We start from the raw sequence: 22,363 nt of genomic DNA on the forward strand, positions 1-22,363 counted from the left end.
CCCCTATGCCGGCTCTTGCGCCCGCTCCAGCAGGCGTCGGAGGTCAAACTGGATCGCGGTTTCGAGGAACGACGGTTCCCGTTCCACGAGCGGGCCGCGCACATAGCGCGGCGTATGGGCAGAGCCCGCGGCAACCTGCACAATGGCCAGAATGAACTTCTCCGGCTCGTGCAGAGAGGTGATGATCTCCTGCCGCGTGACCATCACGCTGTCGGCGCCGTCGATGCGCCCCTTGACCTCGATGAAGCGCAGATGCCCCGACTTCGGATCGTGGGAAGCGATGTCGTAGCCGATCTTCTGGGCGGAGACGTCGGCCGGCTCATTGCCCAGCGCCCGCTCGGCCGCCATGACGGCCTCCATCGCCGCAAGCTCGATCGCCCGGCGCGCAGCCGGGTCTTCCGCGAAATGGTCCGGAACGCATGGCGCCTGCCGCGCCTCCAGCAGCCCACGCGGGACGACGACCATCCCGCCCCGCACGCGCGGCGGCTGCGATGAGATGAACCGCTCCTGTTCAAGCTGAGCCATGCGGCGCTTCTGCCGATCCGCCAGGTCTTCGGCCCGGCGCTGGGCGTTCTGCCAGTTCACCCGCGTCTTCTTGCCGGCGCGCTCCTCCTCCTTCAGCTCGAAGGCGCGCGAGTCCCAATAATTGATTTCCTTTTTGAGCCGGGCGCGCACTTCCTGCTCGACCTTCTCGATCTCGGGCAGGCGCCGCGCCTTGACCTCGGCGACGTGGCCCTGGGCCAGCTCCACCGTCGCGAACCGGATCGCGGCCTTCTCCAGATCGGTGGTTAGCCAGCTCTCATCCAGAAGGTCACGCACGCTGGCGACCTCCTCTGGCGTGGCGGGGCGCAGATTCAAATGCGGCGCGAGGCCGGCGTTGACGGTGTTGCCGGCCTTGTCGATGGCCGCGAACTGGAGCCGCTGCGAAATCACATGCGGCTTGCCGGCGCTGGTGACGCGACCGTCCTGGACCGTGTGCTCCAGCAGGAAGATCGCCGACAGCGCGTCGCCGGCGTCGGTGTCGTCCACCAGGATCGCGCCCTGCCGCATGATCTGCTCATACTGCTCGCGGATCAGGCTGATCACCGCTTCGAGCAGCGGATGGCCCGGGCAGACGAAGGCGGCGACCGGCTGCTGGTTGATCTTGTCCTTCTCGAAGCAAATCCGCTCATACTGCGTCTGGAGCGGCGCGCCGGTTCCGATCTGGCGATCCCGCTCACGGATGCGCACCGGGACGTGCGTGATCTCCCAACGCCCTTCTTCGCGGCGCTTGATCCGGCCGCCGAGATGCTGGAACGCCTCGACGAAGAAGCTCTGGATGTGGTGCGGCTGCAAGCGCAGCGCCTCGGCCCGCTCCATTTCGAGCCGCAGCTCCTCGACCTTCGCCTCCGGCATGGTGTCGTTGGTCAGCGCACGGCGGCGCAGCAGTTCGAGCAGATGTGCCTGGTCGACCGCGCCGTCGACCTGCTGGAAGAGGCGCGCCTTGACGTCCTCCTGCTCGCCATACTGGATCGCCTCGAACAGCAGATCCTTGAGCGCCACGCCGTCGAACAGTTCGCCGAGCACGTCATAGACACGGCCGCCCAGCGCCTCGCGCGCAGCCTCCAGCTTTTCGAGCAGCCGCGCGTAAACTTCGCCCTCGCGCGTATCGGCCGCGACGAGATTCCAGAGGTGGCAAACCTCGGTCTGGCCGATGCGATGGATACGGCCGAACCGCTGCTCGATCTTGTTCGGGTTCCACGGCAGGTCGTAGTTGACCATGAGGTGGCCGCGCTGAAGGTTCACGCCCTCGCCGGCCGCGTCGTTGGCGATCAGGACGAGCATGTCCCTGTCCTGCATGAAGCGTTCGACCACCTTGCGGCGCTCTTCGCGCGACACGCCGCCATGGATCACCTCCACGGCCTCGGGATTACCGAGCCGCGCCCGCACCTTGTCGAGCAGGTAGTGCAGCGTGTCCTTGGGCTCGGTGAAAATGATCAGCTTGCGGCGATTGCCGGCCGCGTCGATCATCAGATCGTCGTCGAGGATACGATTGAGCTGGCTCCACTTCGTATCCACGCCCGAACGCAGCACGCCAAGGGCCATCGTCTCTAGGCCCTTCAGCGTCTCGACTTCCAGCGCGAGCTGCTCGACCGTCTCGGCCGTCGTCGCGCCCGTAGAGATCAGATCCTCAAGCTCGTCGATCTCCTCCTGGCCGTATTCCTCAAGGTTACGGAGCATGTCGGCGTTGACCGCCGGTTCACTCGCCCCGGCCCGGCGGCCCTTGGCGGCCAGGCGCGCTTCGCCCAGCTCGTTCTCCAGTCGTTCGCGGCGACGTTTGAGGGACTGGTAGATGGCGGCCGGCGACGATGCGAGACGCCGCTGAAGGATCTGTAAGGCGAAGCCGACATTGTTGCGCTTCTTCCCGTCACCCTCGGCGAAACGCTGCACGCGGTTCATCTCGGTGCGCACATATTCGGTGACGGCGGTATAGAGCGCAGCTTCCCCTTCCGAGAGCTGATACTTGACCGTGCGCGCTCGCCGCTCGGGGAAGAGCGGCCGGCCGTCGAACTTGAGCAGCTCCTCCTTGGTCAGCCGCCGCATCATGTCTTCGGTGTCGGCATAGTGGACGCCGTCGCGGAACCGGCCCTCGAAACGATCGCCGTCGAGCAGCGCCATGAAGAGCTGGAAATCCTCTTCCTTGCCGTTGTGCGGCGTCGCCGACATGAGCAGCAGATGCCGGCAGACCTGACCGAGCTTCTGGCCGACCTGATAGCGCCGCGTATATTTGACCTCGCCGCCGAAATAGGTGGCCGACATGCGGTGGGCTTCGTCGCAGATGATCAGGTCCCATTCGCGCGCGCTCATGAGCTTCTCCTGAAGCTCTTCGTTGCGCGCAAGCACGTCGAGGCGGACAATCAGCCGATCCCGGTCGCTGAACGGATTGCCCGACCGCGAGTTCTCGATCATGTCGCGGGAGAGGATGTCGAACTCGAGATTGAACTTCTGGCCGAGTTCGTCCTGCCATTGCTCGACCAGGCTGCCGGGCGCGACGACGAGGCAGCGTTCGAGATCACTGCGGGCAATCAGCTCCTTCATCAGCAACCCGGCCATGATCGTCTTGCCGGCGCCGGGATCGTCGGCGAGGAGGAAGCGAAGCGGCTGCCGTGGCAGCATCTCGCCATAGACCGCCGAAATCTGGTGCGGCAGCGGATCGACCAGACTCGTGTGGATCGCCAGATACGGGTCGAAATAATGCGCCAGCTTGATGCGGTTGGCTTCCGTCACCAGACGCAGCAACGCGCCGTCGGCGTCGAACGACCAGGCCCGGCCGCTCTGCTCGACCTCAAGCCGGTGCTCGTCGTCCCGATAAAGAACCGCCTCGGCCACCGAACCATTGTGATCGCGGAAAACGACGCTGATCGCCTGATCGCCGATCCAGTCCACCGAGATCACGTGCACGGCTTGCGCCGAGGCGATGCCCCGCACGGATGCGCCGTTCTTTATTTCCTCAAGCCTTGCCGCCATCAGCCGGCGCCCCCCGGTTCTTTCATAGCTGAAGCTCCGCCCTCTCGAGCGCAGCCTCAGTTTCTTTGCGGTTTATCGTCACGATGTGCTGTGTATGGGCGCTCTGTTTCGTAGCGTCACCAAGCAAACCCAGGCGCTTCAAAACATAGAAGAGCATCGCGTAGCGAACCGTGAGCACGCCGTTTCCCTGATCCAGCCCATAATCCTTGGCGACAACCGTCTTCTGGCTCGGCGTGAGTGCTGGATGCGGGCCAATAATAACGTCGAAATAGTTGTTCCAGAGCCAATCCTGTTCGCCGGGCACGCCCGGCTCTCCCTTCGCCCCAACCTCAAGAATGCGCGGCAGCAGGAAATCCTTGAACTTGTGCTCAAGGTGGCAATACGCCCGCGTGTGCCAGCGGAAGCCGTCATAGCCGAAGGCGTGCGGCGTGATCCGGCGCCAGATGGGGTCCGGCCGCGCCTTGTTCATCGACTGGTAGAAGACGTCGACCGAGACGCCTTCGCGGCTGGCGTCGAGAATCTTGCGCAGGACCTCGATGTCGATGTCCCGCCTGGGGGTCAGCGCGACATCGGCGCTGGGAAGCGCCGCAATCCACGAATCGCTCGCGGGCACAGCCCCTTCGGCGACCGAGCGAAGCTGCGAGAGATAAATGTAGGGGTCCGGCTCAAGGAAGCGCAGAACGAACTTGTCGGCGGCGACATAGCGCTTGGCGCGGGTGTCATACTCCATGTTTCCTGGCGCGCGCTCCTGATAGAGCGTCAAATCCTTGGAAGCCTGCGGCACCGAGACGCCGAACGCCTCGACGAGGTCGGCCCGGTTGATCGAGCCCTCCCAGAACAGCCGAAACTCGATGAACTCGAGTCGGCGGCCCACCCCCCATTTCAACGCCGTCACGGCCTCCGCCATTTGATTCCGCCTCGCATGCGTGGGCATAAAAACTATATGGACAACCAGTCCTCGTCCGTGTAATTATTATTCCCATCACCGGCTTTCGTCAATGGGCAATCGGAAGCAGACAAGGGGGCGAGACATGCAGCGGCACAGCTTGAAACGTCGGATCGCGAGCACGCACCCGGAAGGAGGGCGGCCATGACCATCGCGCATCGGTCCACCCTGATCGTTCACGGCCGCCTCGCGATGCGGGAGAGCCGGCTGGCGGCAGGCCGCGGCGGTCGTCACGGCCTCCAGGTCATGTCGTTCGAGCAGGCCGCCGTCCGGCTGGCGGGCGGCTTTGCCCGCCCTATAGACGACGAAAGCCTGCGCGCGGCCATCCAGGCGGCCCTGCCCGCCACGCCGATGGGCGAGATGGAGGGCATCAAGGCTCTTCCCGGCATGGTCGACGCGGCGGCCGACACGCTCCACAAAGCCTGGCGCGCGGGCATCGATCTTTCCGCACGGGCGGCCGACCATCCGCGTCTCGCCGCCATCGCGCACCTGGAAGCGGCCGTCCTCGGCCAGCTTCCGTCCGGCATGATGCGTCCTCTCGACATCGTCGCCGCCGCGACCGCCCGCATCGCTCATGCGCCGGCGGTCCTCGGCCCGATGGAGATCGTCGGCCTAACCGAACTCTCGCCCTGCTGGCGGCCGCTGCTCCAGGCTCTCACCGCCCATATCCCGGTGCAGTGGACCGCCGGCCCGAGGAGCGTTCCCGCATGGCTGGACGGCAGCGGCGTCACGGTCGCGCGCGCGCCGGCGCAAGCGCCGGGGATCAGCGCCGTCAGCGCGGCGACCGCCTACCACGAGGCCATCGAAGCGATGCGCTGGGCGCGCAGCCTGCTCGCCACGGGCGTCTTGCCCTCGGAGATCGCCATCGCGACCGCCTCGCCCGCCGACTATGACGATCATTTCCTGGCCCTGCGCGCCGACGCCAACATCGACCTGCATTTCGTCCACGGCGTCCGCACCGTCGCCACCCGCGAGGGCCAGGCGGCCGCGGCGCTGGCCGACATCGTCGTCCGCGGCCTGTCGCAGTCGCGGCTGCGGCGCCTCGCGGCGCTCTGCCGGGACAGCGGGCCTTTCGAGACGTTGCCCGAAGGCTGGCTGCGGGTCCTGCCGACCGATGCGCCGCTCTCGACGCCGAGCGCCTGGAGCCGCCTGCTGGTCCGGTTGACGCCGGAAGACTGGCCCGACGGCGCCGACCATGTTCCAGCGCTGCGCACTGCGGTCGAGATCCTGGCCAAAGGACCGGACGCCGCCAGCGAGATCGGAGAAGCCTTCCTCAAGGGCCGCGCACTGGCGATCTGGCGCAAGGCGCTGCTCGCCGGCCCCGCCGCCTCGATCGACGCGACGCTGGAAACCCTGAAGCAGGATGACGGGCTGGAAGCCTGCGTCTGCGTCGCCTGGATGCCGGCCAGCGCGCTTGCCGCGTCGCCCCGCCGCTTCGTGCGGCTCCTCGGCCTCAATTCCTCGCGCTGGCCGCGCGGGATCGCCGAGGACCGCCTGATCCCCGATCATATCATCCCGACCCCGGTGCTCGACCCGCTGCCGGTCAACCTCGCCGACCGCCGCGATTTCGAGACGATCCTGGCCACGACGGCCGATACCGTCGTTCTCTCGCGCGCCCGGCGCGACAGCGACGGGCGCCTCCTGGGCCGCAGCCCCCTGCTCGCCGGACGTGGCGACGAAACCTATCTGCGCCGCAACGCGACGCCGGCGCACGCCTTCAGCGAAACCGACCGCCTCATGGCCCGGCCCCAGGAGTTCGCCGCTGATCCGCAAGCGGTGGGCGCGCAGGGCTGCTGGCGCGACTGGCGGCAGGCCGAGATCACTCCCCATGATGGGCTCGTGCGGGCGGATCATCCGCTCGTTCTCGCCATCCTCGGCCGCACCCAGTCGGCCAGCTCGCTCCGCCGCCTGCTGCGCAACCCGCTCAGCTTCGTGTGGGTCTATGCGTTCGGGTGGCGTGAACCGCAGAGCAGCGCCGAGCCGCTCGTGCTCGACGCGCTCGGGATCGGCGATCTCGTCCACATGGTCCTCGACCGCGCCTTGCGCGACCTCGAAGCCGCTGGCGGCCTTGCCTCCGCCGACACGGGAACCATCGAAGCAGCGGTGGCGCAGGCGGTGCAAGCCGTCGCCGCCGATTGGGAAAGCGAGCGCCCGATTCCGCCGGCCGTCATCTGGGGGCGCACCCTCGACGACGCCCGCGTGATGGCCGGTCGCGCCCTGTCCTACGGCGATGAAGTCCTGCCCGGCGCACGCGCCTATGGCGAAGTGCCGTTCGGCGGCTCACAGCCGAAATCCGACGCGGAGACGCCTTGGGATCCCAGCACGCCGGTCACGATTCCCGACACGGGGTTCAACATCGCCGGCTACATCGACCGGCTCGACATCTCGAGCGATGGCAAGCGCGCGCTTGTGCGCGACTACAAGACCGGCCGGCCGCCGCGGAGCGATATCCGGCTCAACGGCGGACGCGAGCTTCAGCGTTGCCTCTATGCCTTCGCGGTGAAGGCGCTCCTCGGCGACGACGTCGCCATCAGCGCCTCGCTGCTCTACCCGCGCGAGTCCGTCGATCTTCAGCTCGACGATCCCGAGGCTGTGCTCGCGGAGATCACCGACTATCTGCGCGCGGCCAGGGCGAGTCTCGCCGGCGGCGCGGCCCTGCCTGGCCCGGACACCGGCGGCGACTATGACGACCTCGCCTTCGCCCTGCCGGCCAACGCCAGCGCCACCTATTGCAAACGCAAAATGCCGGCCGCGACGGAGCGGCTGGGCGAAGTCGCTCAGGTCTGGGAGGCGGAATGATGAGCAGCGTGTCGAAGATGCTGAAGGACGACGGCGCCCGCCGCGATTCGATCAGCCTCCATGATCGTTCGATCCTGGTCGAGGCCGGCGCGGGTTCGGGCAAGACCGCCGTTATGGCCGGCCGCATCGCCGCCATGCTGGCCGCAGGCGTTGCGCCGCGTTCCATCGCCGCAGTCACCTTCACCGAGCTTGCCGCGAGCGAGCTGCTGTCGCGCGTCCGCGAGCTCGTCGCCGACCTCTCGGCCGGAACGATCGCGACCGAACTGCGCGTGGCCCTGCCCGATGGGCTGTCCCAGGCCCATCGCGACAATCTCGCCGCCGCCAGCGCGGCGATCGACGAAATCACCTGCTCGACCATCCACGGCTTCTGCCAGCGGCTGATCAAGCCTTATCCGGCGGAAGCCGACATCGACCCCGGCGCCAGCGTCATGGATCGCAACCAGGCCGATCTCACCTTCCTCGAAATTGTCGATGGCTGGCTGCGCGAACGCCTGTCCGGCGGCCAGGGCGGCATCCTGGCCGAGATGGTGCTGCACAGCCCCGGCGAGACCGTGGCGCTGATTCATAAGATCGCCGAGAATCTGCGCCGCCGCCCTACGCTCGCGGCCCCGCCCGTCTCTCCGGTTGACGGCCATCTGACGGCGTTTCGCCAGGTCGCTGCGAACTTCGCGGGCTTCATGGATGGGATAACGGCGGCCGAGCCCGAAACGGTGACGATCGTCGAGCACCTGACCGGGATGGCGATCGCCGTGGCGAACGGCCCCGATCCCGTCACACCTGCGGGCCTCGTCCATCTCCTGACTTCGCGGCCCCACCCGGACCTTTGCACAAAGGCCGGCGCCTTCGCCTCCTACCGCAAGAAGGGCAAATGGGCCGCCGCGGCCAAGCAGGCCGGTCTCTCCAAGGCCGACGGCGATCGGCTGAACGACGCCGCCGAGACCCACTACACCGCCTGCTGCGACGCCTGGGCCGCGCTTGCGCAGGCCGCCGCCGGCCATGCCCTGGCGGCGCTGATCGACGAGGCGCGTCCGATCCTGCAGCGCTATCGCGACCACAAACGCGCCAGCGCCCAGCTCGATTTCGACGATCTGATTTTCGCCGCGCGCGACTTGCTGCGCGACCATGACGCCGTGCGCCGGGCGCTCGGACAGCGCTTCGCCCATGTCCTGGTCGACGAGTTCCAGGACACCGATCCGCTGCAAACCGAAATCTTCTGGCGGCTGTGCGGCGAGCCGGCCAATGGCAATGACGACTGGACCCAGTTCCGCATCCGGCCCGGCGCGCTCTTCCTGGTCGGCGACCCCAAGCAGGCGATCTATCGCTTCCGCGGCGCCGACGTCGGAGCCTATGTGCAGGCGCGGGACGCCTTCCGCGCCCAGGATCCCGACAGCCTCTTGTCGATCTCCACCAATTTCCGCTCCTGCGCCTCGATCCTCACCTTCGTCAACGAGCGCTTCGAGGCCGTGCTCTCGGCCGATGGGCAGCCGGGCTTCACCGCTCTGGACCCGTTCCATGACGACCGGGGCGGCCTGTGCGTGGCGGCCCTCGACATCGCTGTGGCGGATGAAAACGGCAAGGCCAGCGCTGAACAGCAGCGCGACGCCGAAGCCGACGCCATCGCCGAGCTGTGCGCCCGGCTGATCGAAAGCCACCCCATCATCGACCGGCGCAGCGGCGCCGAGCGCCCCTGTCAGCCCGGCGACATCGCCTTGCTGGCGCCGACCGGCGCGGAGCTGTGGCGCTATGAGGAGGCGCTGGAGCGCCGCGGCATCCCCGTGGCGACCCAGGCCGGCAAGGGGCTGTTCCGCCGCCAGGAAATCCAGGACCTGATCGCACTGACCCGCGTTCTGGCCGATCGCCGCGACACGCTGGCGCTCGGCGCGCTGCTGCGCGGGCCCTTGGTCGGCCTCACCGAGGAAGACCTGCTGGACGTCATCTGGGCGCTTCCGCGCTCGGAGGAGCAGCCGGATCGGATTCCGCGCCTGGATCTGAGCATCGACCCCGCTGTCATCGCGCACCCGCTTGCGCGCGAGGTCATCGAGCGGCTGCAATCGCTGTCCCGGCGCGGCAACAGCACGACCCCGCACGAGCTGCTCTCGCAGGCCGTGGACGTGATGCGCGTCCGCCCGCTCCTCCTTGAGCGCCATCGCGGCCAGGCCGAGCGCGCGCTCGCCAATGTCGATCTCTATCTCAGCCTGTCGACCGGATACGCCGTGCGCGGCCTGCGCGCCTTCGCCGAGGCGATGACCGCGGCGTGGTCGGACGAAGCGCGCGCGGTGGAAGGACGGCCCGACGCGCAGGAGGAAGCGGTCGCGCTGTTCACCATGCACGCGGCCAAGGGGCTGGAATGGCCGATCGTCATTCCGGTCAACACCATGACCGGAGTCGTGGCGCCGGAAAGCGCCGTTATCGACCGCCAGACCGAGACCTTCTACTGCCCGGTCCTCGGCGTCACGCCGGAGGGCTACGAAGCCGCCCGCCAGGCGGAAAAGGAAGAGCTGGACCGCGAACGCATCCGGCTCTGGTATGTCGCGGCCACCCGCGCCCGCGAGCTCCTCGTCCTCCCCCGGCTTGACGCCACGCCGTCGAAGTCGGCCTGGATCGGCCTCGTCGATCTGTCGCTCGCCGACCTCCCCGGCCTGGACCTCTCCCATCTGCCTGCCGGCCTCACGGCCGCAGGAGCGGGCATAGGCAATACCCAGACGCGCGCGAGCTTCGCCGCCGAAGCCGAAGCCATCGCCGCCGCGCAGACGCGGCTGACCTGGCTGGCGCCCAGCCGCGACGAAAACGCCGCCGGGACCGTGCTGCGGGAAGAGGAGGCCGCGCTCTGGGTGGGGGCGGCCGACGATCAGCCTCCCGAACTGGAAGCCGCCGCCCTCGTGCAGGGTGGCCGCGAACGCGGGCTGATCCTCCACAAGCTCATGGAAGAGGTGCTGACCGGCGAAACCTCGGAGGCGGAAGCCGCCCTGACCGAACGGGCGGCCGACCTCATCCGCGCGCTCGGCCGATCTCCGGTCGCCGACCCGGCGACGGGGCTGTCGGCTGAAGAACTGGCGGCCTGCGTCGTTCGGACCCTGGCCCTGCCCGACATCGCGGCCCTGCGGCCGGGACTTCTGGCCGAATTTCCTGTCTATGCCGCGCAGGCGTCCGATGGCGTGGAAACCGCAACGGCCGGGATCGCGGACGCCCTGACCGTTGGCGAGGATCGCCGGCCCGTCGTGGTCGTCGACTGGAAGAGCGACGTGAATCCCGAGGCTCAGACGCTCGACCACTATCGGGCTCAGGTGCGCGCCTATCTCGACATGACCGGCGCCGAGCGCGGGCTCATCGTTCTGATGACGAGGGGAACGGTGATCGCCGTCTCGCCCTCGCCCCAGACGGTGGCGGCCTGACGGAGGGAGACACGATGGCCTCCCGCAAGCGTCCCACCGGCTCCAACCAGGACGATCTCTTCAATCCCGAGGTCGAACTCCTGCTGCCGGCTCGGCTTGCCATTGATGGCAAGGTGCTGGGAAGCCCCGTGCGCCAATTGGCGGTTCCGGCGCGGCGGGTGCGTTGCCGGCTGCGCCCCTTCGCCGTCCGCCGCGTCAATGGTTACGAAACGACCCTGCAATCCGGCGAGATCCTGAAGATCATCAGCGCCAAAACGGCGACGTCGTTGGAAGCCGATCTCGTCCTTCTCGTGCCCGGCGCAACGGAGCCGGAACGGATCGCCGAAGCGCTCGAACTGGGTGAAGGCCGCTGGACGAATGCACCCCCGACCAGCATCGACACGCTGGATCGTTCCGCGCGCGCCGAGCGTCTGAAGGCTGTCTCCGCTTCCTGGCTCGATGCGATTCATCTGCGCGAGGGACGAGCCGCGGTGGACGGTCAGCCTGCGCAGCCTGGCCTGCGGCGTCCACAGATCGGCGCGCTTCACGCCGCGCTGGCCCACGCGACGCGATCGACGGATCCGGCCACCATCGTCATGCCGACGGGCACGGGCAAGACCGAGACAATGCTGGCGCTCAATGCCAACCGGCGGTTCGAACGCCTTCTGGTGGTGGTGCCTACCGACGCGCTGCGCGAGCAGATCGCGGGCAAATTCGAGACCTTCGGTGTCCTGAAACAACAGAAATGCCTCGATGAGACCGCAGCCTTCCCTTTGGTCATGCGGCTCGCACATATCCCGACCAGCCAGGCCGACGTCGATGAAATCTTCGACAGCGCCAACGTCGTCGTCACCACGATGCAGATCGCTGGCCGGGCGGAAGCCCCGGTTCAGGAGCGGATGGCGGCCCGCGCATCGGCGTTGTTCATCGACGAGGCCCACCATATCGGTGCGCCGACCTGGTCGCGATTCCGCGGCCTCTTCATCGACCGTGACCCGCCGCTGCCGATCGTCCAGTTCACCGCCACCCCGTTCCGCGAGGACGGCCGGCGCGTCGACGGCGAGTTCATCTATACCTACCCGCTCAAGAAGGCGCAGGCCGAGGGCTATTTCAAGCCGATCCGGTTCGAGGCGGTGTTCGGGCTCGACCAGCCCGATGCAGACCTTGCGATCGCCGAGAAGCTCGGCGACGTCCTCCAGGCCGATCTGGAGACCGGCCTCAATCATCTCGCCATGGCGCGTTGCCAGACGATCGAGCGGGCCAAGGATCTCCACCAGCTCTACAGCACGCTGTTCCCCGAGTTCCGTCCGGTCATCGTTCACAGTCAGCAGTCGATCCGCGAGCGCCGCGCGAACCTTGCCGCGCTGCGGCGTTTCGAGAGCCGGATCATCGTGTGCGTCGACATGCTCGGAGAAGGCTTCGATCTCCCGGAACTGAAGATCGCGGGCCTGCACGATCCGCACAAAAGCATCGCCGTCACTATCCAGTTCGTCGGCCGGTTCACCCGGCAGGATCCGCGCCTGGGCGACGCCACCGTCATCGCCAACACCGGCGTGGACGACATCGATCGGTCGCTCGCCAAACTCTATGCCGAGGACGCCGACTGGAACGCCCTGGTCGAGGCGCTCAGCACGGCCAAAATCGACCGGCAGGTTCGGCGCGCCGAGATGTTCAAGGGCTTTGTCGGCGATCTCAGCGACATTCCCTTGCAGACGCTCGAGCCGAAGATGAATGCCGTGATCTATCGCACGGCTTGCGACGCTTGGGAGCCGCTGCGGGCCGAAGACCTGTACAATCCCGGCGTCTATCTCGGCATGAAGGTCAACCCGCATCAGCGGGTGGCCATCTTCGTCACCCGCTCGGAGGAGCAGGCGGGCTGGACGAGCGCACAGCATGCGACCAACGTCATCTGGGACCTGCATATGATGCACTGGGACCCCGACAAGAAGCTCCTCTATATCAGCAGCTCGGCCAAAGGCCCCTATGACCGCCTGGCCAAGGCTGTCTGCGGTGACACGACACGGCGCGTCGAAGGTGAGGAAGTCTTCCGCAGTCTTCACGGCTTCAATCGCCTCATCCTGCGCAACCTGGGCCTCACGCACCATCAGGGCCGTGGCGTGCGCTATTCGATGTATATGGGCGTGGACGTCGCCGACGGGTTGGACACCGCGAAATCGCAATCCCGCATCAAGAACAACGTCTTCGCGACCGGCTTCCTCGATGGCGTGCCGGCCTCGCGCGGCTGCTCGGCCAAAGGAAAATTCTGGTCGATCTCCCCGGTTCGCGACCTCACCGACTGGGTCGAGTGGTGCGGCGACATCGGCGCAGCCGTCAACGATCCAGGCATCACCACCGACGGCGTCTTCAAGAGCGCCATGCGTCCCCGCCAGATCAATGAGCGGCCGGGCGTTCCGCCCGTCGCAATTCACTGGCCGGAATCCCTGCTGACACAGATCGAGGACCGGATCGAGATCAGCTTCGACGACATCGCCGCGCCGTTCGCGGAATGCGACATCGAACTCGTGGGCCACGAAGCCACCGGGCCGCTGCGCTTCGCGGTGCGCAGCGACACGCAGATCGCCGAGTTCGAAATCCTGTTCGCCGAAGGCGGCGCCCGTTATCCGCAACGATCAGGGCCGAAGGCGACGATCAAGGTCGGCGGCAAGGTGAAGACGCTGTCGGAATCCTTCGGCGACGACTCTCCGCAGATTGATTTCGGAGACGGCTCTCTCCTGATCTACAGTCATCTCTATGCCCTGCCCGATGGTGTTAAGGTCGAACCTTATCCCTCAGATCGGATCGAGGCTTGGCACTGGTCGGGGACAAATATCCGAACCGAATCTCAAGGATCGGAGAAACGTGCGGATTCCGTCCAGCGGCGCGTCATCGAGACCCTGCTCGCCGACGGGGATGCTTACGATCTGATCTTCGACGACGATGGCGCCGGCGAGATCGCCGATGTGGTGACGCTTCGCGTCACCGAAGGCCTGGTTCAGGTCACACTCCATCACTGCAAGTTCTCGAGCGCCGACACACCCGGCGCCCGCGTGAAGGATCTCTACGAAGTGTGCGGGCAGTCCCTGAAATCCGCCCGCTGGCGCGACCGCCCCAACCGCATGTTCACGCACATGCTCAGGCGCGAGAAACTGCGCCTCGAGAAGGGGCAAAGCACTCGCTTCGAACATGGGAACGCCGCGTTCCTCAAACGGCTGAAGGCGAGCTGGCAGGACTATCGCTACGAATTCGACGTTCGCATCATTCAGCCCGGCCTGTCGCGGGCGGCGATCACCGAGGAAGGGCTGCATCTGCTCGCCGGTGTAGAGACCTATCTGCTGGAGACCCGCGCGATGAAATTGCGGGTCATCGGCAGCGCATAGCCGCCGTCGGGAACGCCTCGCGGCTCTCCGATCAGCCTGGCATCAGGCGCTGATGGCGTCGGCATCGGTCATCGGAAGGTCGGTCGCCGATGCAGGCGCGACCATGCTGCCGTCATCGAACGCCGGGGCGCTCGTCTCCGCCGTCTGACCATGGCCGTTGGCCGATGGGTCCGGGGCGACCCACTGCTGTTGCCGAAGCCCCATCGCGGAAAAATCGAGGACGAGCGGTTGCAGCAGCGCACGGGTCGCTTCCCCGCCGCGCGACAGCACGTCGATGAAATCTTCCTGGTTGGGCTGGCCGAGAGCCAGCCGATAGATCATGCGCTGTTCGCGAAGTTGAGCGAACCGCAGCATGTCCCGGCCGAACGGACGCTCGAAAACGTGCCTGCGGATTTCGGCGCCATCGAGCACCCACCACGGCCGAAGGCCGCTCTTGTCGACAAAGCGCTCCGCGTGCCGTTCCACGCATCGCCAGGGAGAGCCTTGGTCCACGGCGGGATCGCCAAGCACTTCGTCGCGCAACTCTTCCGCCAGCTTCCGTCTGACCGACAGGCCCGCATAGCGCTGGATGCGGCCTTCGCGTTGCTCGAGATCGAGAGGGTTGGAGGAAAGGTCCCAATGAACCACGTGCGAACACCAGGGATGGAAATCCAGCCCCTCCTGCCCAACCGATGTCGTCGCCAGGACATGCGGCCAGAAGGGCGTGTTGAAGCTTCGGCGCACTTCGTCTGGACGCGCCGCGGCGGCCTGCGTCACGCCTCCCTTCACCTTGGCCACTGGCTCGGCTTCGGCGTCGCCAAACGGCACGGCGACATGACAGCGCACAGGTATCTTGTGCGGCTGCCCGCCGATCCCGTGAAAACTGAAACTGCCGGCCCGGAGGCCGAGCGACGCCTTCAGATCCCTGGCAAGACCCGCCGCGCCTCCATGGAGATTCTGGGCGCGAAGCCAGAAATGCTCGTCGAGAACGCTCTCGAACCCGCCGTCGACCACCGCGCCCATGACTTGCTCGACCGCGTTCTTGCCCGGCAGCGATGACAGTATGACCGGGTTGTCGAGATAGGCGCGCAGGCCCTGCCAACTGAGCTGGACTAGTTCGGGGTATCGCGCGGCGTCTAGGATCGTGGGGTCATGGCGCCGCAGAGCCCGGCCGAGCACGACGCCCGGCGCGCCAATGGCATAGTCCACGAGGTCGGAAAGCTCGACCGGGGAAAGCCCGTCGATCGGCGGCGCCTGACGCCATTTTCGCACCCCCGATTGCGCGGCGCGATCATCACCGATCGCGCTGCTCCATCCCGCCGCCGACTGCTCCGCAACACCCGCCATGCGTTCGATGGACGCCAGGACGCGGGCAATCGATCTGTGACGTCGGCGGGCCTTGACCGTGTCCCGTTCGACAATGCCTCTCGGCAAAGCAGCGAGAATCTGCCGGCGAACTTCCTTGCGGACAGCGCCGAGTGGCGCGCCCGCCTTTGCGAGCGGGTCGGTGTTACGGATCAGCCATGGCGAGGGATGGAACGCCGCCATCACGGGGCCAGGCACTGCCGCCAGCTTGAAGCGGCGCCGCCTGTAGGCTTTTTCGTATCCTCCTTGTTTCCGGGGAAGACAGCGCGCCTCGATCCCGAAGCTGAGAAGCGCTGCGACGCTGGGGGGCGTTGCACGGAACCGGCTGAACATAAGGAGCTTGGGATCCGCTCCGGCTTTCGGACCGGACCTCGCCGCCGCCCACCCCCCGCGAAGCGGCCACCATGCAAGCGATGGGGCGACCCAGGGCAAGGACAACAATTCGGGCGGAGCGACACCGTTCAGCGCACGAAGCTTGGCGTCGGGCCAGTCAGCCGGCGCGTTGAGTTTGTTGCGACGCTCGCGCGTCATTCGCGTGAGCTTCGGCGCAGCCTTGATTCTGGCCTTCTTCCAGGCCGCATAGCGCGGCCCGAGCGACTGGGCCGGCAAAGGAACCGACGACCAGTAGGGCAACGCTTCGTAGCGCATCTGCTCGGCGAAGCTCTCCGCCAGATGCCGATAAACCTGAAAATCCTCCGGCAGAGGGTCGGCATGAAGAAACTTCGTGCCAGCGAGCGGATCGGACGAAGCCACGCTGTCCCGCTCCGTGCGCGACATCACCGGCGTCATGAGCTGCCGAAGCTCATCCCGGAGCCGACGCGCTTCCGCCACCTCTTCCATCAGTTCCGGGCGGCTTACATCGGAATGAGCAGCGATGGCGCGCAACTTGTCGCCAAAATCCGCAAAGAGATCCCTCGCGCGATCGCGCGCGGCCGAGCCGGCGAGAAACTCGATCAATTTCAGAAGCTCCGCATGAGCAAGCGCGCCGCGCGCTTCTTCCCATCGCGTGGTCAGATACGGATATGGCGTGGCGCTCAGCAGCAGGATCGCCGGCGGCCTGGCCGAGCCTTCAGGCTCGAGGAGCGCCTTCAGAAGCGGGTCGGCGTCCTTCTCGTCGAGAAGTTGCCGATAGCGCTGGAACTCGTCGAGAATGACGAGATCCGGCGGTTGATGGCGCAACGTCGCCAGCGCCAAGGCTCGCCGGAGACGGCCAACGAAGGTCGTCGGTCTGAGCGGCTTGATCTTGCGCTCGATGTCCCCGTGCAGCGCCAGATCGAGCATCGCACGCACAGGTTCGCCGAACTCGACTTCCAGCGCCTCACGGAACCTCTGCCGCAAACCAGGTGGCGCCGCAGCGAACTTCTTCTCGGCGTCCGTGACAGCCCCGTCCCAGGAACCGCGCGCACTGAGCCGCAAGATGTCGGGATCGAGATCGCGGGCGAAAGCGGGATAGCTCTGTTCGAGCAGCACCTTCAGAAACGCCCGCTCTTCCTTACGTCCGCCGGTCAGGCGCGCCTTCGCGCCCGGAAACGAGGTCGCAGGCGTGAGTGCATAGATCAAAACCGGGGTGGCCGGCCGCTTCTCGACGGCGATCAGCGAAAGCCGATCGGGCGTCTTGATCGCATCCTGCAATTGGGACTCGCCCAGGAAGCCGACGACCCGGCTCTTGTTCTGGTGCGAAACAGCGTGCCCGTTGGCGATGTAATAGATGGTCAAGGGACGGCGGCCGTCCTCGGCCATGCGGCAAGCCAGCTCCTTAGCCACGACGGTTTTTCCGAGGCCGACCTCATCGGCGACCAGAAAACGCCGCCGGCTCCCAAGGTCCGCAAAGGACGCAAACGCCGCGTCGACGGCCGCCTTCTGAAACGGCTTGGGCGCGCTCATCGGCGCTTGCCCTTGATTTCGGCAACCCCGAGCCCACTGCGAAGCTTGCCCCACAGATCATCGAAGCGGCGCAGCATATCCCCAGTCTGGGGGTCTTCCTGCCTGGCCTCCTCAAGCACGGCGGGCAGATATTGCGATACCCGCTGCTCGATCTCGCGGAACTTCTCGGGATCGCGCGCCCATGCCGCCAGCATCTCCTCCAATGTCGGCAGCGCGGAATCGAGCGCCGGATTCATTTCCGGATTGCCCCGATTCCGTAGTTCGTCACTCGTCCAGTCGCCTTCCCCCTCGCGCCCGTCGTCCGCCAGCAATCCGGCCAGCCACAAGAGGAACCCTCTGGCTCCCAGAAAGCGCACGAACGCGGCACGGTCGCGATCTTCCCCAAATGGCGGATCTGCAGGCGCGCGTTGCAGCCAGGAGAGTCCCTTTCCTCCACGGCTCACGCGCAGCCGAACGAACTCGCTCCGCTCGGCGGGAGCAATCGGTCCCAGAGGCACGGTGGTTTGCCCGCGGGGCCACGCAACCAGGTCGCCGTAGAGCGTGCCCACCTCGAGCGCGATGTCCGGCTCGTCCGGATGAGGCCCGCCTGGATGGAGATCGGAACGATGCGCGAGGCGTGCGCCCTCATCGTCAAAGCCGAGCTGCACCGCCCATCGGGCTGCGACCTGCGCACGCGCGCGTTCGAGCGCCTCCTCCTCCAAGGCAGCGGCGTCGGGCGCATGTTCCACGAGGGGCGCCTCAACCAACCGGGCGGAGCCGAGAAGGGCTTTCAGCCCCCTCTCGACCGGCTCCGTAACGACCAGCTCGGCGGTGACTTCGGCATTACGGCCCGTCCAGGCGCGCATGGTCGCGTTCGCGCTGCCGAGCCATAGCCGCCGCTTCTGCCCCGACCGCATGAACAGCAACTTCGCATGCAGGCCTCGGCCGAGTTCCTCCTCCTCGTCGGCAGCGGGATCACGGTCGGAGGCCGCCACGGCAAGCTCGGCATCGGACTCGGGGTCGCCGGGGGGATAGTCCGGCGCGTCCAGCGCGAGCAGATCATCGAACGCCGCCAGCGAGGGACCAATCCGTTCGATCTCGCGCATGGTCGTCAACAGCACCCGCCGCGTCGGTTTCGGCCCCTGAGGCGCTTGCCGGGCGAGGAACGTCTTGTCGATGAACGGGCTCACCACCACGACTTCATCCGTTCCTGCCGGCGGCACGGGAACCGCCAGGTTTCCATTTCCGTCTGACCAGCGAAGCCGCTCGACTCTCACGCCTGCCGGAGCGCGCCACGCTACCTTCGCGACGGCCGCGCTCAATGCGGCGGGCCGCACGCCCTTGAACCCCGCCCTCTCGGCCAGCGCACGCGCCACCTCCTCCGCGCCCGGGATGAAAGCGCCGCCCTTCTCCCCGGATAGGAGCAGCAGGCCGATGTCCCGGTTCACATTTTCGGTGAGATTGCGGCTCCCGATCCAAAGGCGCCAGCCGGTCTTCCCGTCCGCATCGCGCGTGCGAACGAGCGCCGCCTTGGGATGCCAGCTATGGGTTGCTTCATCGAAATCGACTTCGCGCACGAACTGGTCTAGCACCGCCGCGATACGCGGTGTCCGACGCATTTTCGCAACGCGGCCCCGCTGGACGATAATGCGCACCTTTCCGCGAAGACGTTCAACCGCGTCGGCAAAGTCGGATGGGCTGCCGCGGCCCGCGTCGGTGTCCTTTCCGGCCAGGGCGAGCAGCGTTGCGCCGATCGATCCCAGATCCGCCGAATAGGAGGCCAGCAAGGCCAGCTCGACATTTTCGTCGGGACCGGGGCGCAGACCCTCGAGAAACGAGAGCGCCGGCCAGTTGTCGATGGTCCCGCTCATTCGGCGTTCGCCAGATCGTCTAGGAGCGTGCTGACCTGCTCCCATCGATAGTGGAGAGGTCCAGCGAGCCCATGCTCGTCGTTCGACCACTCAAGCCGCCGCGCGCGTCCGTTAGGCGTCAAGGGAAGCCGCGCACGAGGCCCCTTTCGGGCTTCGGCCGCCGCATAGACCCCGAAAAGCGGGCGGGGATCGGTCGATTTCGAAACGATCCAGTCCTTCGTCGCCGTCACGACGGCGCGCAACTTCGACGGCAGCACGCCTATATCTGCTTCGAGCGCGTCGACATCGAGTTTGGCCGCAACCGCGCCGTATTCGGCAACGGTCGAAGCGAGATGATCGCGATGGCGGGTTGACGCCTCCCGATTGTCGTCGGCCTCGACGATATGTTCGAGAAGCGCGTCGTAGATAGCTCGGCCCACGCCGGCGAGATTGGCCGCCTGCTGCGCCCGCGCGAGCGGCGCCCGGTCAGGACCGGCGATCGCACGGGTCTCGGGAGCCCACATTCCCGGCGGCGATGCGGCCTCCGTCCGAACAAGACGTGCGAGCAAGGAAAGCTCATGGCCTCCGCTGTCGCGCAATTGCGCGAGGCGTTCGCGAAGAAAGGCGGCCTCCGCTACCGCCAACCGGAGAGTTATCGATCCACCGGTCCAGCCAGACGGGCGCCCGGGCAGCGGGACGAATGGCGGATCGAAGCCGAGGAGTGGCTGTCCGTCGTCATCGGTCGCCGCGCTCACGCTCTTCAGCAGTCTATGTGCATGCGCCCGAGAGATCGTCCGCCCGTCCAGGCGCGGGCGCAGGATTCCCCACACCGCGAGCGCATTCCAATATACGGTCGATGGCGGCTGACTGGACGGTTTGGGGAAAACACGACCCCCAATCACCTGGGATTCGCCGGCCTCCCGAAGCCGCCCGGCAAGCACCCTTTCGCGTTCGCGCAGGGCACGTTCGGCCGCCGGTCCCGTCAAACCCGCAAGGTCTTCGAACAACCATGGCACGAAGATCGCGTAACGCGCCCGCGTATGCAGGACCGATGTGCCCGGGAAGAAATGATCGGCATACCGCTGATGGATGGTCAAAAAACCGATCTCGTCGCGCACGCCCATGGATTCTTCGTCCATTTGCGCCTTGGCGCGGGCCAGCGCCTCACGGGACAAATAGGTCCACCCCAACGCCGGCTCGACATGCGAAGCGCGTCGCGCGTGCGGCGATCTCGTCGGTCGAGACACCGCCGTCAGCTCCATAGTGAGGATAGAGGCGCCGCTGCCAACCGGTCGCCAAACGGCACAACGTCCGTGTTATCGTAGAGAACGGCACCGAATGCGAAGCGGTCCCCGCAAGCGTCGGCCAGGGCGCGCAAGCCGGAAAAATCGCCAGCTTTGACCGTGGCGCTCGCCTTCACCTCGATGCCGGCGATCGTCCCGTCATCGCGCTCCAGCACGATGTCCACTTCGCGCATATCTCGATCGCGAAAATGGTGCGGCGTCACACGCAGGTCCGAGGCCGTCATCAGCTTCAGGACCTCCGAGAATACGAAGGTTTCCAGCAGCGAGCCGAATGTCCCGCGATCGGCCTTGACCCGATCGAAGGTGAGCCCGCGCGCGGTCGCCAGCAGCCCGGAATCGAGGAAGTGCAGCTTGGGCGTCTTGACGATCCGCTTCAGCGCATTGGTGAACCAGGGTTGCACGGTCGCGATCAGGAACACCTGCTCGAGCAGGCCGACATAACGCTGGCTGGTCCTGTGATTGACGTTGATGCCGGCGGCAAGCTGCGAATAGTTGGCCAGCTGCCCCGAGTGTTCGGCCAGCAGACGCACGAATTTCGGGAGTTCTGTCAGCTTCTCGACCTCGGCGATGTCGCGGAGATCGCGGGTCAGGATCGAGGTGAGATAAGAACGCGCCCAGTCCTGACGCCGCCGTTCGCCGTCACGGCTGATCGCTTCGGGGTAGCCGCCGCGCAGAACGAGCTGGACCAGATCGTCACCGACGATCGCATCTTTGTGGCCCTGTAGCTTCCCCTCGAAGAGGCGCTCCAAAAAGGTCGGCGCGCGCGCTTCGATCTCGGCCCTGGCGAGCGGGAGCATCTGGATGGTCTCCATCCGCCCGGCCAGGCTGTCGGCGACTCGCGGCAGCGTGAGGACATTCGCGGAGCCTGTGAGCAGAAATCGGCCCGGGCGATAATCCTCGTCGACCGACTTCTTGATGGCCAGCAGCAGGTCCGGCGCGCGCTGGATCTCATCGATGATGGCTTTGTCGAGGCCCCGGATGAAGCCGGCGGGATCGGATTGCGCCGCTTCGAGGACCGTCTGATCGTCGAGCGTGATATAGCTCCGCCCGGCTTCCCCCATCTTCCGGACGAGCGTGGTCTTGCCGGCCCGGCGCGGTCCCACGATCAGAACCACCGGGGTGTCCGCAAGGGCTTCCTCCACCCGCTGCTCCACGAACCGCTCGAACATGCCAACTCCGAATCTCGGCTGATTGGCACTATCAGATACGGCAGATTTGCAGTCAATGACCCGCTGATTGGTATTTCCATGACCGCCATTTGATAGCGCAAGGGAGAATGCCTCCCGAATGGAGCATCATTCGTCAGCCCTAGCTGCGCGGAGAAGCGTCCCCGCACCGCCCAGCCTAAACGCAGCCTCACAGCCCATCGCAGAACCAAGTTCTGTGCGCTCCGCTTGACGCTGTCACGCTTTGCGAATGGGAAGATCGCCTCGGCTTCCCCGCCTATTTGTATCCATGGCTAGCCGCGTGCCCTACGCCTGACGATTGATACTTCCCTGGCTACGTCCGCACGCTCATGGTCGGTCATGCAGGAGCGTGCGCCATCAAGGCTCGGCCAGCGTGTCGGCGCCTCTGAACGACCGACGCATCCCGGGAATGCGTCTCGCGCTCAACCATCAGCGATTATCAACGGCAGGTCTTCTGCCGAAGGAGGGCGTATGTCAGAGACCACATTCCTCACGCCGGAAGAGGTAGCCGAACGCTATCGCGGCAGCGTTTCTGTCGGCACGCTTCGGAACTGGCGAGCGATGAAGATCGGGCCGTCGTTCGTAAAAATCGGCAAGGCGGTTCTCTACCGGGTCGATGAGCTTGAGGCGTGGGACGACAGGAACCGTGTCCAGTGCCGCGCCTCAAAGCGAATTGAGCAAAGCGCCGGGGATCGCGCGTGATCCCTCGGCACAAATGGCGGGCGCGCCGGTCGGCCCTCCCGGCGCGCCCGTCCGTCTTCAGTTCATGCGGGGCAAACCGCCCCTCATGCGGCTGGACCATATGACGGCCAGCC

The 22,363-nt window shown here is 66.4% G+C and carries 10 protein-coding genes; 4 read left to right on the forward strand and 6 right to left on the reverse strand.

Annotated features, from left to right (window positions below):
• Nucleotides 1-3: 3 nt before the first annotated feature.
• Nucleotides 4-3,507: a protein NO VEIN domain-containing protein gene (locus tag B5X82_RS10600; RefSeq protein ID WP_079648126.1), complete on the reverse strand. Its 3,504-nt coding sequence runs from the start codon at nucleotides 3,505-3,507 to the stop codon at nucleotides 4-6.
• Nucleotides 3,508-3,529: 22 nt separating this feature from the next.
• Nucleotides 3,530-4,414 carry a WYL domain-containing transcriptional regulator gene (locus B5X82_RS10605; protein WP_079648127.1) on the reverse strand — a complete coding sequence of 295 codons (885 nt, stop codon included), beginning with the start codon at nucleotides 4,412-4,414 and terminating at the stop codon, nucleotides 3,530-3,532.
• Nucleotides 4,415-4,597: 183 nt separating this feature from the next.
• Here B5X82_RS10605 and B5X82_RS10610 point away from each other — a divergent pair, with 183 nt between their 5' ends.
• Genes B5X82_RS10610 through B5X82_RS10620 form a run of 3 tightly spaced genes read left to right on the forward strand, consistent with a single transcriptional unit; the run spans nucleotide 4,598 to nucleotide 14,000 of the window.
• Nucleotides 4,598-7,252: a PD-(D/E)XK nuclease family protein gene (locus B5X82_RS10610; protein ID WP_079648128.1), complete on the forward strand. Its 2,655-nt coding sequence runs from the start codon at nucleotides 4,598-4,600 to the stop codon at nucleotides 7,250-7,252.
• 17 nt (nucleotides 7,253-7,269) lie between these two features.
• Nucleotides 7,270-10,644, forward strand: a complete 3,375-nt coding sequence (locus B5X82_RS10615; RefSeq protein ID WP_235862674.1) for a UvrD-helicase domain-containing protein — start codon at nucleotides 7,270-7,272, stop codon at nucleotides 10,642-10,644.
• A gap of 14 nt (nucleotides 10,645-10,658) precedes the next feature.
• Nucleotides 10,659-14,000, forward strand: a complete 3,342-nt coding sequence (locus B5X82_RS10620) for a DEAD/DEAH box helicase (RefSeq protein ID WP_079648130.1) — start codon at nucleotides 10,659-10,661, stop codon at nucleotides 13,998-14,000.
• A 42-nt stretch (nucleotides 14,001-14,042) separates the two neighbouring features.
• Here B5X82_RS10620 and B5X82_RS10625 read toward each other — a convergent pair whose 3' ends face one another.
• The 4 genes from B5X82_RS10625 to B5X82_RS10640 form a co-directional block, all read right to left on the reverse strand.
• A complete protein-coding gene (locus B5X82_RS10625; protein WP_079648131.1) occupies nucleotides 14,043-17,228 on the reverse strand; it encodes a helicase-related protein in 3,186 nt (1,061 codons plus the stop codon).
• Nucleotides 17,225-19,078, reverse strand: coding sequence for a phospholipase D family protein (locus B5X82_RS10630; RefSeq protein ID WP_079648132.1), 1,854 nt, complete (start codon nucleotides 19,076-19,078; stop codon nucleotides 17,225-17,227). Before B5X82_RS10630 ends, B5X82_RS10625 begins: the two co-directional genes overlap by 4 nt.
• On the reverse strand, nucleotides 19,075-20,247 hold the full coding sequence (locus B5X82_RS10635; RefSeq protein ID WP_217699577.1) for a DUF6361 family protein: 1,173 nt from the start codon (nucleotides 20,245-20,247) through the stop codon (nucleotides 19,075-19,077). Before B5X82_RS10635 ends, B5X82_RS10630 begins: the two co-directional genes overlap by 4 nt.
• Before the next feature lie 62 nt (nucleotides 20,248-20,309).
• Nucleotides 20,310-21,530, reverse strand: a complete 1,221-nt coding sequence (locus B5X82_RS10640; protein ID WP_079648134.1) for an ATP-binding protein — start codon at nucleotides 21,528-21,530, stop codon at nucleotides 20,310-20,312.
• A 489-nt stretch (nucleotides 21,531-22,019) separates the two neighbouring features.
• Here B5X82_RS10640 and B5X82_RS10645 point away from each other — a divergent pair, with 489 nt between their 5' ends.
• Nucleotides 22,020-22,250, forward strand: coding sequence for a helix-turn-helix transcriptional regulator (locus B5X82_RS10645; protein ID WP_079648135.1), 231 nt, complete (start codon nucleotides 22,020-22,022; stop codon nucleotides 22,248-22,250).
• The last annotated feature ends 113 nt before the right edge of the window (nucleotides 22,251-22,363 follow it).

Source organism: Rhizorhabdus histidinilytica, assembly GCF_900167915.1.
Taxonomy (GTDB): Bacteria; Pseudomonadota; Alphaproteobacteria; order Sphingomonadales; family Sphingomonadaceae; genus Rhizorhabdus; species Rhizorhabdus histidinilytica.

Excerpts from the sequence above, each read along its gene's own strand:
- B5X82_RS10630 (WP_079648132.1), bottom strand. The coding sequence starts at position 19,078 with ATGAGCGGGACCATCGACAACTGGCCGGCGCTCTCGTTTCTCGAGGGT.
- B5X82_RS10610 (WP_079648128.1), top strand. The coding sequence starts at position 4,598 with ATGACCATCGCGCATCGGTCCACCCTGATCGTTCACGGCCGCCTCGCG.
- B5X82_RS10625 (WP_079648131.1), bottom strand. The coding sequence starts at position 17,228 with ATGAGCGCGCCCAAGCCGTTTCAGAAGGCGGCCGTCGACGCGGCGTTT.
- B5X82_RS10640 (WP_079648134.1), bottom strand. The coding sequence starts at position 21,530 with ATGTTCGAGCGGTTCGTGGAGCAGCGGGTGGAGGAAGCCCTTGCGGAC.
- B5X82_RS10615 (WP_235862674.1), top strand. The coding sequence starts at position 7,270 with ATGCTGAAGGACGACGGCGCCCGCCGCGATTCGATCAGCCTCCATGAT.
- B5X82_RS10645 (WP_079648135.1), top strand. The coding sequence starts at position 22,020 with ATGTCAGAGACCACATTCCTCACGCCGGAAGAGGTAGCCGAACGCTAT.
- B5X82_RS10620 (WP_079648130.1), top strand. The coding sequence starts at position 10,659 with ATGGCCTCCCGCAAGCGTCCCACCGGCTCCAACCAGGACGATCTCTTC.
- B5X82_RS10600 (WP_079648126.1), bottom strand. The coding sequence starts at position 3,507 with ATGGCGGCAAGGCTTGAGGAAATAAAGAACGGCGCATCCGTGCGGGGC.
- B5X82_RS10605 (WP_079648127.1), bottom strand. The coding sequence starts at position 4,414 with ATGGCGGAGGCCGTGACGGCGTTGAAATGGGGGGTGGGCCGCCGACTC.